We start from the raw sequence: 13,770 nt of genomic DNA on the forward strand, positions 1-13,770 counted from the left end.
CGCCGCCGAGCCTTCGCCGGAGGTTCCGTGACGTCTACGGGTTCACCGTCCACTTCTGGTTGGCGGTGCCGGCGCACGTCCAGATCTGGAGCCGGGTGCCGTTGGCGGAGCTGTTGCCCGTGGCGTCCAGACACTTGCCGGCCTGCGGGTTGACGATGTCCCTGGCCCCCGTGACCGTCCACTTCTGGGCCGCCGAACCGTTGCAGTCCCAGAGCTGGACCACGGTCCCGTCGGCCGTCCCGCCGGAGGCCACGTCGAGGCACTTGCCGAGGGCGCGGATGGTGCCGTCGGCGTTCACGCTCCATTTCTGGGCGTTGGTGCCGTTGCAGTCGTAGAGCTGGACGGCGGTGCCGTTGGCGGTCGACGCCCCGGCCACGTCCACGCACTTGCCGGCCGGGCCGGTGATGGTGGAGCCGGTCTGCGGCTGGCTGTCACCGGTGGTGACCCGTACGTGATCGACGACGAGTTGCTGCGGGAAGGTGGTGCCGCCGTCCGGGTCGCCGGGCCAGTAGCCGCCGACGGCGAGGTTCAGGATGAGGAAGAAGGGCTTGTTGAAGACCCAGGTCCGGCCGGCCGTGTCGGCGGGGGTGCGGCGCTGGTAGACGGTGCCGTCCACGGACCAGGAAATGGAGTCGGGGGCCCAGTCGATGGCGAAGGTGTGGAAGGCGTCGGCGAATGCCTGGCCGTTCGGCAGGGTGTAGCCGGCGCCGATCCCGCCGGAGCCGGAGTAGCCGGGGCCGTGGAGCGTGCCGTGCACGGTGGACGGTTCGAAGCCGACGTTCTCCATGATGTCGATCTCGCCCGAGTTGGGCCAGCCGACCTGTCCGATGTCGTCGCCGAGCATCCAGAACGCGGGCCACATGCCCTGGCCGCGCGGGATCTTCATGCGCGCCTCGACGTGGCCGTACGCCTGGGTGAACCGGCCGGAGGTGTTGAGCCGGGCGGAGGTGTACTGACAGGTGCCGTACCAGCACTGGTAGTTGGAGGGGTTCTCCTTGCGGGCGGTGATGACCAGATGGCCCTGGCCGTCGAGGGCGGCGTTCTTGTTGCCCGAGGTGTAGTACTGCCGCTCGTGGTTGTTGACGTTGTCGCCGGTCTCGATGAGCCACTTGCCGCCGTCCACCGCGGATCCGGCGGGGCCGTCGAACTCGTCGGCGAAGGTGGTGACGGCGGCGGCCTGCGCGCGGGGGGCCGGGGCTGCCGCCGCGGCGGAGGGGCCGCCGCCGGCCAGGGCCGTGGTGACCAGGGCGAGGGTGAGAACCGGGAGCACGGCGTGGAGCAGCCGTCGGGTACGGCGTGGGGAGTCCATGACTCTCCCTTCCGGTGGGGGTGTGGGGAGGGAAGGGGATTCCGTCATGCGCATGTCATTTGTTCACCTGACGGAAGCGGAGCGCGCACTTAGTTCACTAGATGATTGAAGAAGTGAAGGAAGCGGGTGTCAAGAGTCTGGTCCGGACCACGGGCCGGACCGGTGGATACGCGGCCGGTCGGAGTAAACCCCGAGGCGTCGACGTTATGCCCGTTCGGACCGGTTCGTAGGCTTGGGTCCCGGACGGAAACTGGAGGCATGGCTGTGCACGGTGAGTACAAGGTGCCCGGCGGCAAGCTCGTCGTGGTGGATCTGGACGTACGGGGCGGGGCCCTGCGCGACGTACGGGTGGCGGGTGACTTCTTCCTGGAGCCGGACGAGGCGATCCTCGCCATCGACGCCGCGCTGGAGGGCGCCCCGGCCACCACCGACACCGCCGGACTGGCCGCCCGGATCGACGCGGCGCTCCCCGAGTCCACGGTGATGCTCGGCCTCACCTCCGAGGGCGTCGCCGTCGCCGTACGCCGGGCGCTGGCCCACGCCACCGAGTGGAGCGACTACGACTGGCAGCTCATCCACGACGCGCCGCAGTCCCCCGCGCTCCACATGGCGCTGGACGAGGTCATCACGGCCGAGGTCGCCGCGGGCAACCGCCCGCCGACGCTCCGGGTGTGGGAGTGGGACTCCCCCGCCGTGATCATCGGCAGCTTCCAGTCGCTGCGCAACGAGGTCGATCCGGAGGGCGTCGAACGCCACGGGGTCACCGTCGTCCGCCGCGTCTCCGGCGGCGGCGCGATGTTCGCGGAACCGGCGAGCACCATCACGTACTCCCTGGCCGTCCCCCAGTCCCTGGTCTCCGGGCTCTCCTTCGCCGACAGTTACGCGTATCTGGACGACTGGGTCCTCGAAGCCCTCGGCGACATGGGCATCAAGGCGTGGTACCAGCCGCTCAACGACATCGCGACCGAGGTCGGCAAGATCGCGGGCGCGGCCCAGAAGCGCGTGGTGGGACCCGACGGCGGGCCCGGCGCGGTGCTGCACCATGTGACCATGTCGTACGACATCGACGCCGACAAGATGCTCGACGTGCTCCGCATCGGCCGGGAGAAGATGTCCGACAAGGGCACGAAGAGCGCCAAGAAGCGCGTCGACCCGCTGCGCCGGCAGACCGGGCTCCCCCGGCACACCGTCATCGAGCGCATGATCGAGTCCTTCCGCCGGCGGCACGGTCTCACCCGGGGAGCGGTGACACCGGGCGAGCTGGCCCGCGCCGAGGAGCTCGTCCGCACCAAGTTCGCGACGCCGGAGTGGACCGCCCGGGTGCCGTGACCGGCCCCGCTCAGCGACCGCGCGGCTCCACGAGGCCCGACTCGTAGACGAAGACGACGAGTTGGGCCCGGTCGCGGGCGCCGAGCTTGGTCATGGCGCGGCTGATGTGGGTCTTGGCGGTGAACGGGCTGATCACCATGTGCGCGGCGATCTCCTCGTTGGTCAGACCGCGCGCCGCCAGCGCGCTGACCTCCCGTTCGCGACGGGTCAGGGCCTCGAAGCCGGGGGCGCTCGCCCGGTCGGGGGGCCGGGCCACGAACTCACCGATCAGCCGGCGGGTGATCGCGGGCGAGAGCAGCGCGTCGCCGCGCGCCGCCACCCGGACGGCCCGGAGCAGTTCGGCCGGCTCGGTGTCCTTGAGCAGAAAGCCCGCGGCCCCCGCCCGCAGCGCGTCGAACACGTACTCGTCCAGGCCGTAGTTGGTGAGGATGACCACGTGGACACCGCCGAGCCGGGGGTCGGCGGCGATCTCCCGGGTGGCCTCGATGCCCGTCATCACAGGCATCTGGACGTCGACCAGGGCCACGTCGGGCCTGTGCAGCCGGGCCAGTTCCACCCCGGCGCGCCCGTTCTCCGCCTCACCGACGACCTCGATGCCGTCCTCCGCGTCGAGCAGCGCCCGGAATCCGGCCCGCATGAGGGCCTGGTCGTCCACGATGAGCACCCGGAGCGGGGCGTCGCCGCCGCTCATCCGGCGGATCCGGTGGCGCCGAGCGGGAGTTCGGCGCGTACGGCGAAGCCTCCGGTGCGGCGGGGGGCGGCGGTCAGGGTGCCGCCGAGGGCGGTGACCCGCTCGCGCATGCCGGTGAGGCCGGTCCCCGCGGTGATCGCGTCGCCGGGTCCGCAGGGGCCCCGGTCCTCGACGGACACGGTCAGCGCGGTGGGCCCGTAGACGAGGGCGACCGCGGTCGGGGCCCGGTCGGCATGGCGGGCGACGTTGGTCAGGGCCTCCTGAACGATCCGGTACGCGGTGCGGTCCACGGCGGCGGGGAGCGGGCGCTCCCGGCCGGTGACGGTGACGGCGAGGGCGATGCCGGCGCCCCGGGCGCGGTCCGCGAGTTCACCGATGCGGCCGAGGCCGCTGCCCGGTCCGGAGACATCGGTGCGCAGCACCTCCAGGGTGGCGCGCAGTTCGCGCATCGCCTCGCCGCTGGCCTCCTCGATGGCCAGGAGCGCGGGTTCCACCTCGGTGCCGCGTTTGCGGGCCAGGTGCACGGCGACACCGGCCTGGAGCTTGACGATGGAGATCGAGTGGGTGAGGGAGTCGTGCAACTCACGGGCGATCCGCAGCCGTTCCTCACCGGCCCGGCGCAACGCGGCCTCCTCCCGGCCGCGTTCGGCGTCCAGCGCGCGCTGTTCGGTCTGGCGCAGGTACGCCTGCCAGTTCTTGTCGATGAGTCCGGTGACCCCGGCGCACAGGAACCAGCCCAGGAGCAGCAGGGTCCGCTCCACGACACCCTCGGCAGCCGGTTCCGCCGTGAGCAGCACGGTGACGTAGCCGCCGAGGAACAGGGCACCGGCCGCGATCCCCCAGCCCCGGTGCCCGCTGCGGGCGGCGGCGTGGACGGCGGCCAGGACGGGGAAGGCCGCCCAGCTGCCGGGGCGGTCGTGGAGCACGTAGCCGAACAGGGCGAGCGTGGTGACCGTCAGCACGGCGCGCGGAAAGCCCCGGTGCCCGGCCAGGGCCAGCGATCCGGCCACGATCAGGACGAGGTCCGGGGCGCCGGGGTCGGAAGCCGCCAGGGCCGCCGCGACGACCGCCGCGCCGATCGCGACCGCGAGCCCCGCGTCCAGCAACCGGGCGCGCAGGCGGGCCCGGCCGGCGCCGGGCGGTGCGGCGCTGCGGCCCGTCGTCGTGGTGCTGCCCCTCTCCCCCGTCATGTGCGGCACCTTAACTCCCGTACGGCGGGCGGGGCATCGCCCCGGGGGACGGGCCCGGCGCTACTCCCCGGGGAGTAGTTCCGGCCCGTCGGGGGTCGCGGGGCAGCAGCCGGCGATGCCTTCGGCGGTACGACGACGGGGGGCCGGTGCGGGGGCGAGCATCGTCGCCATGACCGGACCCTTCCGCTACACCTCACCCGAACCTCCCAAGGCGGCGACCGGCGTGGTCGCCGATGTCTACGCCCAGATGTCCGCCGACTTCGGGATCGACCGCGCGGCGACCTTCGTCGTCCTCTCGGCCTCCCCTCCGCTGCTCACCTCCACCTGGGCGCTGCTGCGCGAGACGCTGCTGGCCGGGCACGTGTCCCGTACGGACAAGGAGGTGGTGGCGGCCGGGGTGTCGCTCGCCAACCGCTGTCCGTTCTGCGTGGACGCGCACACGGTCCTGCTGCACGCCACGGGCGACCACCGGCTGGCCGAGACCGTCGCGCGGGACGGGCTGCCGGACGATCCCGGCCACCGGGCGCTGCTGGCCTGGGGCAAGGACATGAGCACCCCGCCGCCGTTCGCCCGGCGCGACGCGCCCGAACTGATCGGCACCGCGCTCGCGTTCCACTTCATCAACCGGATCGTCTCCGCGCTGCTGACCGAGAGCATGCTCCCGATGAGGCTCCAGCGGATCCGCTGTGTGCGGAGCCTGGCGGGCCGCACGCTGTCCCGGACGGTGCGGCGCAGTCCGGTGCCGGGTCTGAGCCTGCCCCTGCTGGAGACCGAGGGGGAGGCGCCCGCCTGGGCGGCCGGCACCCCGGCCGGGACCGCGTTCGGCGCGCTGCGCACGGCGGCCGGGACGGGCGCGGGCCTGCTGAGCGACGAGGACGCGGCGCTCGTCCGGGCATCGGTGGCCTCCTGGGACGGCGTCACCCCGCTGCCGCCGCACGGCGCGGACCTGCCGGACCGGACCCGGCGGCCGGGCGCCCGGCTGGCGGTGCTCGCGGCGCGGGCGCCGTACCGGATCACGGACGAGGACGTGGCCGCCTGGATGGCACCCCCGTTCACCGACCACTGCCTCGTCCACCTCGTCGCCTTCGGCGCGATCCTCGCCGTCGAACGCGTGGAGGCCACGCTCACCACGGATGCGAGGGACCCCGCGTGACGCTCGCGGAGCCCGGCGCGGGCGACGGCGCACCGGTGCCAGGGCTTTCCCGGGTCCGTCCGTCTTTCCTAGGTCCCCGCGAAGCCCGGCGGCCGGTGGTCGGCCCAGCGGAGGTCCGCCTCCAGTTGGGCGGCCAGCGAGATCAGGGTCTCCTCGCTCCGTGAGGGGCCGAGGAGCTGGGCGCCGACGGGGAGGCCGCCCGGGGTGAACCCGGCGGGGACGTTGATGCCGGGCCATCCCAGGACGTTCCACGGCCAGGCGTACGGGCAGGCCTCGGCGATCGCCACGTCGGTGCGCCAGGCGCTCAGCCCGTCGAACCGCCCGACCGGGGGCGGCGGCAGCGCGGTCGTCGGGGTGAGCAGCACGTCGAAGCCCGCCCCGGAGCGTCCCCGGGGCGGGTGGAACAGCGCCCCGATCCTGCGGTGCTGGCGCACCTCCCGGGCGCGGGCCGCCCTCACGATCCGGCCGCCGAGACGGGTGCCGGTGCGCAGGGCGCTGCGGGTACGGGGGTCCAGCAGCGCCGGTTCGGGGTGCAGGGCGGCGAGTTCGGCGATGCCGGCGGTGGCGCGGGGCACGAAGCCGAGGCCGATCAGCCCGTAGCGGGGGCGCGCCTCCTCGACGTGGTGTCCGAGCCGGGCCAGGGCCTCGGCGAGCGCGGTGACGGCGCGCCGGACGTCGGGGTGCGGCGCGGCCCGGGTGAGGGTGAGCGGGGGCCGCCAGGCCAGTGCGATGCGCAGCCGGCCGGGGTCGCGGCGGGCGGCCTCGACGGCCCGGACGGGCGGCGGGCGGTGCGGGTCGTCGGGGTGGGGTCCGGCGACGGCGTCCAGCAGCAGGGCGGCGTCCTCGACGGTGCGGGCCAGCGGGCCGTTGACGGTGAGCCCCTGGAAGGCGTCGCTGTGCGGGTGGACGGAGATCCGGCCGCGCTGCGGTTTGATGCCGACGAGGTGGGTCCAGGCGGCGGGGATGCGGACGGACCCGGCGCCGTCCGAGCCGAGCGCGGCGGGCACGAGCCCCGCGGCCACGGCCGCCGCCGAGCCGCCCGAGGAACCGCCCGGGGTGTGCGCGGTGTTCCACGGATTGCGGGTGGCTCCGAACGCGGGCCCCTCGGTGAACGGCCACTGCCCCAGCTCGCAGGAGTGGGTCTTGCCGACGACGACCGCCCCCGCCGCGCGCAGCCTGCGCACCGCCTCGCTGTCGGCGGTCGCGGGCGGCCGGTCCCCCGCGCACCCGAAGTGTGTGGGCAGCCCCGCCACGTCGGTGTCGTCCTTCACCGCGACGGGGACCCCCAGCAACGGCAGGCGCTCCCCCGCCGCGAGCCGCCGGTCCGCCTCCTCGGCCTCGGCCCGTGCCGCCTCGTCCCGCAGATGCCGGAAGGCGTTGATCCGCCCCTGGCTCTCCGCGATGCGCTCCAGTGCCGCCGCCACCAGCCGCGCCGACGAGGTCTCCCCCGCCGCGAGCGCCCGCACACTGCCGGCCAGCCCGGCCTCGACCCCGGTGGACCGCTCTGAGGACATCGGCTCCGGCCTCCCTCGTACCGCGTCGGTGGGGCGTCCGACCGCCCGTACGGATGCCCGCGGCCAACGCCCGTACGGACTTACCGGAGAGTAACGAGCCGGGGGCGGGGGCTCAAGGGTGCGTCCCGTTCCCGGACCGCGTTCCGTGCGGCGAGGGGCCGTGCCGCCCCCGGCCGACGAGACGGTCCGAAGGCATCACGTGGTGTGTACGGGCGACGACGTCGCGTCCGCGCGGGCGGGCGGCTCGTGGCCGACGTACGCTCGAATGACCGAAGGCAGACCGCACACCCCCGCCACGACCTTTCGAGGAGGCGAACGTGACCGGTTCACACCTCGGCACCCGCCCGGCGGCCTGGACGGCCGCGCTGGTGCTCGGCGTCACCGCTGGCGGCGTCATCGGCGGGGGCGCGGCCCACGCGGAGGACATCGACACGCTCTCCGCCCAGCAGATCGCCGACCGCTCCCGCGACGCGCTGCTCGGCGTGGAATCCCTGCACCTGAGTTCCGAGGGGAAGCTCTCCGAGGGCGGCACGTCCATGTCGCTGGAGCTGACCCTGGACCGGGACGGCAACTGCAACGGCTCGGTCGATCTCGGGAGCGACCAGGGCTCCGCGCTCGTCGTGAAGCGCGGCGACGACATCTGGATCAAACCCGACGCGGACTTCTGGAAGAACCAGGTCCCCAACGGCGGGACGACGTTCGCCGCGATCGTCGGCGACCGCTACGTCAAGGGCCATGCCGACGACCCCCGGCTCCGGGCCGTGACGAAGACCTGTGATCTCAACACCTTCCAGAAGCTGGTCAGCGACAACGCCAACGACGACACGGGCACCCTCAACAAGGGCGAGAAGACCACCGTCGACGGCTCCTCCGTGATCCCGCTGACCCGCATGCGCGACGGCACCACCCTCACCGTGGACGTCGCGGCCACCGGAAAGCCGTACCCCCTGCGCCTCGCCGTGCGGGGCAACGGCGCCGACGCGGTCGTGAACCTCTCCGACTTCGGCGAGCCGGTGCCCAGGAACACGCCGCCGCCGAGCGAGACGTTCGACGTCAGCGCGTTGCTGGGGCGCACGAACAATCCGGTGTGAGGCGGGGCGTGTCCGGGGGCCGGTGGTTCAGGCGTCGCGCGCGCACAGCCGCGCGGCGCCGGCGCCGAGCGCGGCAAGGCTCCACAGGGCCACCACGCCCAGTCCCGCCCGCGGGCCGATCGGCAGCCGGTCGAGGCCGGTCGACGCCCGCACGGACATGCCCGCGGTCAGCGGCGCGAACTGCTGGAGGTGGCGCTGCCAGTCCGGGTCCGGAACCACCCGGGCGACGACCGGCAGGACGAACAGCACGCTCAGCACGATCCCGATGGCCGCCGCGGAGTTGCGGACCAGGAGGACCGCGCCGAGGCCGAGGAGCGCGGTCAGGGCGAGACACAGGACGGATCCGCCCGCCGCGCGCAGCGCCGTGGCGTCGAGCGGCCACATCGGCGCGTAGCCGTGTGACTCGGTGAAGCCCCGGCCGGGCAGCAGGGCTCCGCCCGCCAGCAGCGCCAGGAGAACACCGATGGCCCCGGCCACCAGCACCGCCGCCCCCAGGACCGCCGCCTTCGACAGGAGCACGGCCGGTCTCGCCGGTACGGCGGTGAGCGTCGTCCGGATCATTCCGGTGCCGTACTCGTCTCCCGCCGTCAGCACCGCGACGACGGCGACCAGGACCTGAGCCGCCGTCACCCCGGTGAGACAGAGCCGGACGGCGTCCTCCCCGCACCCCCGCACGTCGCAGCGGGCGGTCGCCGCCACGGCGGCGCCCAGCGCCGGAACGACGGCCACGGCCCCGAGCAGCAGCAGGACATGAACACGTTCGGTCCACAGCTTCGTCCACTCCGCGTGTCCCGCGCGGAGTGTCCCCCCCGTGGTTCTCATGCGTCCCTCCGGCGGACCAGGAACAGCGCGGCGACGAAAGCCGTCGCGACGTACGCGCACAGGACGGCGAAGCCCGCCCAGGGCAAGAGGGGAAAGTAGCCGTTCGCCGGGGACCGAACGGTGACGACCTGGTCGTACCGTGCGACGGTCTGCTGGACAGCGAACCCGGCCGCCGGGGTGGCCCTCAGCAGCCAGTCGGCGGCCGAGGACGGCAGCAGCGAGGCGGTGGACAGCAGGTACGGCAGTACCGTGCCGGCCACCACCGCGGTGACGGCCGCGGCGCCGCGCCGCAGGACGGCCCCGGCCGCCAGGGCGAGTGTGGCGGCGGCGGCGAGCAGCAGTCCGGTGCCGAGGACGGCGCGTGCCTCCGTGGCCGGAGTCACCGTCAGCACGGGAAAACCGCCCGCGCGGGAGAGCACCGCGCCCAGCGGGACGACGGCGGCGGCCGCGGCCGTCCCCACGACGAAGGCGGCACCGCCCACCACGAGCGCCTTGGCGGCCAGGACCCGGCCCCGGCTCGGTGTGGCGGCGAAGGTGACGTCGGTCAGGCCCCGGCGGTACTCGGACGTCATGTATCCCGCCGCCACAACGACGATCACGATCAGTCCGGCGAAGCCCCCGACCAGGAAGTCCGTGACGGTCCGCACCCCCGCGGCGCTCGGTCCGCCGACGACGGGGGCGATGTCACCGGCGCCGGTGATGCGGTAGCCCGTGGCGGTGGCCGTCGCCGCGCCCTTCGCCGTGGCGGTGTAGCTGCCGCTCGTCCCGGCGTCGCGGCCGACCCGTGTGTACCTCCAGGCGTCACCGGGCCGGCCGCCGGACAGGACGGGGGTGCCGAAGGTACCGGTGGCGACGGCGGGGGCGAACCCCGTGCCCGTACCGGTGTCCTCGGTGGCCGACGGAGAGGTGACGAACAGTCCGGCCCGGACCGTGGCGGAGAGCCCCGGCAGCCGGGCCGAGCCCACCAGCTCCCAGGCGGAGCCGTCGGCGGACCGGTATCCGGTCACGGTGTCACCGGAGCGCACCAGCCGCAGCAGCTGCGGCGCTGTGCCGGTCGCTCCGCCTCGCCCCCCCGCCGTGTCGTGGGTGTAGTCGTGCTGCATCCGTACACCGTGGTCGCCGGTGACCATCAGCGCCGCGTACGAGGAACCGGGCCGCAGGGAGTCCTTGACGATGATCCCCGCCTTCGCCCACGGTGCGAGGCCGGGCCGGTCACGGGTGGGTGATGCGGCGATCCGGCCGGTCAGCGAGGCGACCTCCACGGTGAGGGAGCCGTCGCCGCGCAACGGCCGGTGCAGGAAAGAGAAGGAGTCGTTGACGGCTTCCCCGGAGGGGCCGACGGGCAGCACCGGTGCGTTACCGCCGGAGCGGGCGCCCCCGGCCGTACCGAGCAGGCCGACGAGCACGACGGACACCAGCGCTCCGGCCAGGCCGAGCACCCACCCCCGTACTGTCCGGAACTTGGTCCATTCGGCGCGCAGCACACGCCCGAAGCGGTGCCGACGCGATTCGTCGTCAGCCGGCGCCGCGAGGGTGGTGCTCATCGTCCGGCTCATTCGGCGCCGCCCGCCCGGAACTGCGCCGCTGCGGAGGTGAGTTCCATGTACGCCTCCTCCAGCGTGGCCCGGTGCGCCGCGACTTCGGAGAACGGCACGGAGTCCACGGCGAGTGCCGCGACGATGTCCTCCGCGGCGAGACCGGCGACGGTCACCGTGTCCCCGCCCGTGGAGCTCACCGTCGCGCCGGCCCGCGCGAGCGCCGTCATGGCACCGGACCGGTCGGTGGTGCGCAGGGTGACGCGTCCGGAGGCGACCGAGTCGAGCAGTTCGCGCACCCCGGTGTCCGCGATCACCCGACCCCGCCCGACGACGACCACATGGTGGGCGGTGTCCTGGAGTTCGCTCATCAGATGGCTGGAGACGAGGACCGCCCCGCCCTGCCCGGCGAATCCGGCGAGGAAGCTCCGCATCCACCGGAAGCCCTCGGGGTCGAGGCCGTTGAAGGGTTCATCGAGCATGAGGACGGGAGGGTCGCCGAGCAGCGCCGCGGCGATGCCCAGCCGCTGTCGCATGCCGAGGGAGAAGCCGCCCGCTCTCCGCCCCGCCGCTTCGGTGAGGCCGACGCGGCGTATCGCGGCGTCCACGGCGGCGGTGCCGAGGCCCTGCGAATGCGCCAGCCAGAGCAGGTGGTGACGGGCGGTCCGGCCGGGCTGCACGGCTGCCGCGTCGAGCAGAGCACCGATCCGGGTGAGCGGTGTGCGCAGGCTGCGGTACGGACGTCCGCCGATCAGGGCGGTGCCCCGGTCCGGTGCGTCGAGGCCGAGGACGACGCGCATGGTGGTGGACTTTCCGGCTCCGTTCGGACCGACGAATCCTGTGATCCGGCCCGGCCGCACGTCGAACGTCATGCCGTCCAGGGCGCGGGTGCCGCCGAAGCGTTTGTGCACGTCCCTGATCTCGATCACGGCCTCTGATCCCTCGGTGGTCTTCTCCATGCCCGAAAGGCTAGGGACGGGCAGCGGTCCGCGGCGTCACGGCCGGGAGCGAGATTCCGGCGGGCTCCTGGGAGGGAGGGAGCGGGGTGTCCCCTCCCTCCTGGGAGTGAGGCGCGCGGGATCAGCCGGTCCGGCGGACCCCGGGCACGACGAGCCCCGACTCGTACGCCGCGATGACCGCCTGGGTACGGTCCCGCAGGCCCAGCTTGGCCAGGGTGCGACTGACGTGCGACTTCACGGTCTCCTCGGTGACGGTGAGGCGGTCGGCGACCTCCCCGTTGGAAAGGCCGTCGGCGACCAGGAGCAGCACCTCGGTCTCTCGCGCGGTGAGCGTGGCGAGCGGGTCCCCGGCCCCGGGCCGTATGCCGACGGGCCGTTGGGCGAACTCGCCGATCAGCCGGCGGGTGATCCCGGGGTCGAGCAGCGCGTCACCGGCGACGACGCGGACGGCGTCGAAGAGCCGCTCCGCCGTGGCGTCCTTGAGGAGGAAGCCGCTGGCCCCGGAGCGCAGCGCGTCGTACACGTACTCGTCCAGGTCGAAGGTGGTCAGCATGAGCACGCGCGGCGGTGCGGGCGACTCCGCGGCACCACCCAGGAGTTGCCGGGTCGCCTCGATTCCGTCGGTGCCGGGCATACGGATGTCCATCAGAACGACGTCCGGGGTGCTCTCCCGGCACATCCGCACCGCCTCCTCGCCGGTGGTGGCGGTGGCCACGACGGAGAACTCCGGCTGCGAGTCGAGAAGCGCGGCGAACCCGGTGCGGACGACCAGGTGGTCGTCGGCGATCACGACGCGGATCGGGCGGGGCGGTGAGGTCATGGAGTCCGTTCCGGTTCGGCGGGGCGGTGGGGCCGTGGGGCGCGTTCCGGTTCGGCCGGAAAGACGGCTTCGACGGCGAATCCCCCGGAGTCCGCCGGTCCAGCGGTGATCAGCCCGCCGACCGAGGCGACGCGTTCGCGCATGCCCAGCAGGCCGTGGCCGCAGTCGGGCGGCACGGAGGGGGCGGCGGGGCCGTGGTCACGGATGCTGAGGCGCAGGGTGCCGGGGGCGTAGTGCAGGCGTATGTCGACGGGGGCGCCGGCGGCGTGCTTGCGGGCGTTGGTGAGCGATTCCTGGACGACGCGGTAGGCCGCCAGTTCCGTGCCGGGATCCATGCGTCGCGGGGTTCCGCTGAGGACGAGTCGGATCGTGGCGGTGGAGGCTCCGCGCGCCTCGTCGAGCAGGGCGTCGAGGCGCCCGAGGTCCGGCTGGGGAGTCCTGACCCCTGCGGGGACGGTGTCGTCGTCGCGGAGGACACCGAGGAGGCGGCGCATCTCGGTGAGGGTGGCGCGGGCGGTGTCACCGATGCCGAGCAGCCGCTCCCTTCCGGCTGCTGGCATACCAGGGGTGGCCACCCGGGCCGTCTCGGCCTGCACGGCGATCATGGAGACATGGTGGCCGACCACGTCGTGGAGTTCGCGGACGATCCGGGCCCGCTCCTCGCGGGCCGCGTTCACCCCCCGGCTGTCGGCCAGCACCGCGCGCACGGCGCGGTGTTCACGGTCGTGTTCGGCGGCGCGCCGGACGAGACCGGCGAAGGCGGCCACGGGGACGAGGGAGGCGAGGAGCAAGGTGCGGACCCGGTAGCCGGTGCCGTCCTGGACACCGATCGCGGAGGCGAGGGCCGGGGCGAGAAGGAACGGGACGCAGAGCGCGGCCGCCGCGGTATGTCCGTGCCGGGCGAGCCGGTAGGTGACGAGGAGCTGGGCGGCGACACCTGCCGCGGTGAGCGTGTGGAGCAGGGCGAGCGAACCGAGGCTCACCAGGGTCACGACGGCCCCGGCGGGGAGGGGCGGCAGAAGGGCCGGAGACAGCGCGGTGCACAGGCACAGCAGGGCTACGAGGGCGGCGAGTTGGAGTCCCGCCGCGTCCGCACGCGGGTCCGTATGTCCCGCGCCGTGGGCGAACAGCCGGGCCACCGGGTCGTGGACGGCCACGGATTCGGCGAACGCCTCGGCGAACGCGAGCAGGCACAGCGCCATGAGGAGCACGCCCCCGCGCCGCGGCGCCCCGGCCCGCCGCGACACCGCGGTCCGGCTGTCACGCCAGGCGGCCGCACGGATCACATCGCTCAGTATGGCAGCAGGCCCCTCGCGCAGGCTTCCCCCGGAGCGGGGAGCGGCCGCTCCCTCTCGGG

General features: G+C 74.0%; 12 protein-coding genes. 3 read left to right on the forward strand and 9 right to left on the reverse strand.

Going from position 1 to position 13,770, the window contains the following annotated elements; genetic code table 11:
• Positions 1 to 34: 34 nt before the first annotated feature.
• Positions 35 to 1,309: an RICIN domain-containing protein gene (locus ACWCXC_RS27800; protein ID WP_450890864.1), complete on the reverse strand. Its 1,275-nt coding sequence runs from the start codon at positions 1,307 to 1,309 to the stop codon at positions 35 to 37.
• A gap of 264 nt (positions 1,310 to 1,573) precedes the next feature.
• Here ACWCXC_RS27800 and ACWCXC_RS27805 point away from each other — a divergent pair, with 264 nt between their 5' ends.
• Positions 1,574 to 2,638 (forward strand): lipoate--protein ligase family protein, encoded by a 1,065-nt coding sequence (locus ACWCXC_RS27805; RefSeq protein WP_450684366.1) that lies wholly within the window; start codon positions 1,574 to 1,576, stop codon positions 2,636 to 2,638.
• A gap of 10 nt (positions 2,639 to 2,648) precedes the next feature.
• Here the strand turns inward: ACWCXC_RS27805 and ACWCXC_RS27810 are convergent, their stop codons facing one another.
• Positions 2,649 to 3,329 carry a response regulator gene (locus tag ACWCXC_RS27810; protein ID WP_450890865.1) on the reverse strand — a complete coding sequence of 227 codons (681 nt, stop codon included), beginning with the start codon at positions 3,327 to 3,329 and terminating at the stop codon, positions 2,649 to 2,651.
• Positions 3,326 to 4,519 carry a sensor histidine kinase gene (locus ACWCXC_RS27815; protein ID WP_450890866.1) on the reverse strand — a complete coding sequence of 398 codons (1,194 nt, stop codon included), beginning with the start codon at positions 4,517 to 4,519 and terminating at the stop codon, positions 3,326 to 3,328. Before ACWCXC_RS27815 ends, ACWCXC_RS27810 begins: the two co-directional genes overlap by 4 nt.
• 169 nt (positions 4,520 to 4,688) lie before the next feature.
• Here ACWCXC_RS27815 and ACWCXC_RS27820 point away from each other — a divergent pair, with 169 nt between their 5' ends.
• Entirely contained in the window at positions 4,689 to 5,672 is a 984-nt protein-coding gene (locus ACWCXC_RS27820; RefSeq protein WP_450890867.1) for a carboxymuconolactone decarboxylase family protein, read from the forward strand.
• A 68-nt stretch (positions 5,673 to 5,740) separates the two neighbouring features.
• Here ACWCXC_RS27820 and ACWCXC_RS27825 read toward each other — a convergent pair whose 3' ends face one another.
• Positions 5,741 to 7,186 (reverse strand): amidase, encoded by a 1,446-nt coding sequence (locus ACWCXC_RS27825; RefSeq protein ID WP_450890868.1) that lies wholly within the window; start codon positions 7,184 to 7,186, stop codon positions 5,741 to 5,743.
• Between the two features lie 317 nt (positions 7,187 to 7,503).
• Here ACWCXC_RS27825 and ACWCXC_RS27830 point away from each other — a divergent pair, with 317 nt between their 5' ends.
• Positions 7,504 to 8,277 (forward strand): hypothetical protein, encoded by a 774-nt coding sequence (locus tag ACWCXC_RS27830; RefSeq protein ID WP_450890869.1) that lies wholly within the window; start codon positions 7,504 to 7,506, stop codon positions 8,275 to 8,277.
• A gap of 27 nt (positions 8,278 to 8,304) precedes the next feature.
• Here the strand turns inward: ACWCXC_RS27830 and ACWCXC_RS27835 are convergent, their stop codons facing one another.
• From ACWCXC_RS27835 to ACWCXC_RS27855, 5 genes are all read right to left on the reverse strand, one after another.
• On the reverse strand, positions 8,305 to 9,099 hold the full coding sequence (locus ACWCXC_RS27835; RefSeq protein WP_450890870.1) for an ABC transporter permease: 795 nt from the start codon (positions 9,097 to 9,099) through the stop codon (positions 8,305 to 8,307).
• Positions 9,096 to 10,643 (reverse strand): ABC transporter permease subunit, encoded by a 1,548-nt coding sequence (locus tag ACWCXC_RS27840; protein WP_450890871.1) that lies wholly within the window; start codon positions 10,641 to 10,643, stop codon positions 9,096 to 9,098. Before ACWCXC_RS27840 ends, ACWCXC_RS27835 begins: the two co-directional genes overlap by 4 nt.
• 8 nt (positions 10,644 to 10,651) lie before the next feature.
• Positions 10,652 to 11,593, reverse strand: coding sequence for an ATP-binding cassette domain-containing protein (locus ACWCXC_RS27845; protein ID WP_450684330.1), 942 nt, complete (start codon positions 11,591 to 11,593; stop codon positions 10,652 to 10,654).
• Between the two features lie 121 nt (positions 11,594 to 11,714).
• Positions 11,715 to 12,413 carry a response regulator gene (locus ACWCXC_RS27850; protein WP_450684329.1) on the reverse strand — a complete coding sequence of 233 codons (699 nt, stop codon included), beginning with the start codon at positions 12,411 to 12,413 and terminating at the stop codon, positions 11,715 to 11,717.
• Entirely contained in the window at positions 12,410 to 13,699 is a 1,290-nt protein-coding gene (locus tag ACWCXC_RS27855; protein ID WP_450684328.1) for a sensor histidine kinase, read from the reverse strand. The genes ACWCXC_RS27850 and ACWCXC_RS27855 overlap by 4 nt, the downstream gene beginning before the upstream one ends.
• Between the last annotated feature and the right edge of the window lie 71 nt (positions 13,700 to 13,770).

Source organism: Streptomyces sp. NPDC001515, from assembly GCF_053597115.1.

What these genes read in the sequence shown, in the direction of transcription:
- ACWCXC_RS27800 (WP_450890864.1), bottom strand. Translation starts at nt 1,309, where the DNA reads ATGGACTCCCCACGCCGTACCCGACGGCTGCTCCACGCCGTGCTCCCG.
- ACWCXC_RS27810 (WP_450890865.1), bottom strand. Translation starts at nt 3,329, where the DNA reads ATGAGCGGCGGCGACGCCCCGCTCCGGGTGCTCATCGTGGACGACCAG.
- ACWCXC_RS27815 (WP_450890866.1), bottom strand. Translation starts at nt 4,519, where the DNA reads ATGACGGGGGAGAGGGGCAGCACCACGACGACGGGCCGCAGCGCCGCA.
- ACWCXC_RS27820 (WP_450890867.1), top strand. Translation starts at nt 4,689, where the DNA reads ATGACCGGACCCTTCCGCTACACCTCACCCGAACCTCCCAAGGCGGCG.
- ACWCXC_RS27825 (WP_450890868.1), bottom strand. Translation starts at nt 7,186, where the DNA reads ATGTCCTCAGAGCGGTCCACCGGGGTCGAGGCCGGGCTGGCCGGCAGT.
- ACWCXC_RS27835 (WP_450890870.1), bottom strand. Translation starts at nt 9,099, where the DNA reads ATGAGAACCACGGGGGGGACACTCCGCGCGGGACACGCGGAGTGGACG.
- ACWCXC_RS27840 (WP_450890871.1), bottom strand. Translation starts at nt 10,643, where the DNA reads ATGAGCACCACCCTCGCGGCGCCGGCTGACGACGAATCGCGTCGGCAC.
- ACWCXC_RS27845 (WP_450684330.1), bottom strand. Translation starts at nt 11,593, where the DNA reads ATGGAGAAGACCACCGAGGGATCAGAGGCCGTGATCGAGATCAGGGAC.
- ACWCXC_RS27850 (WP_450684329.1), bottom strand. Translation starts at nt 12,413, where the DNA reads ATGACCTCACCGCCCCGCCCGATCCGCGTCGTGATCGCCGACGACCAC.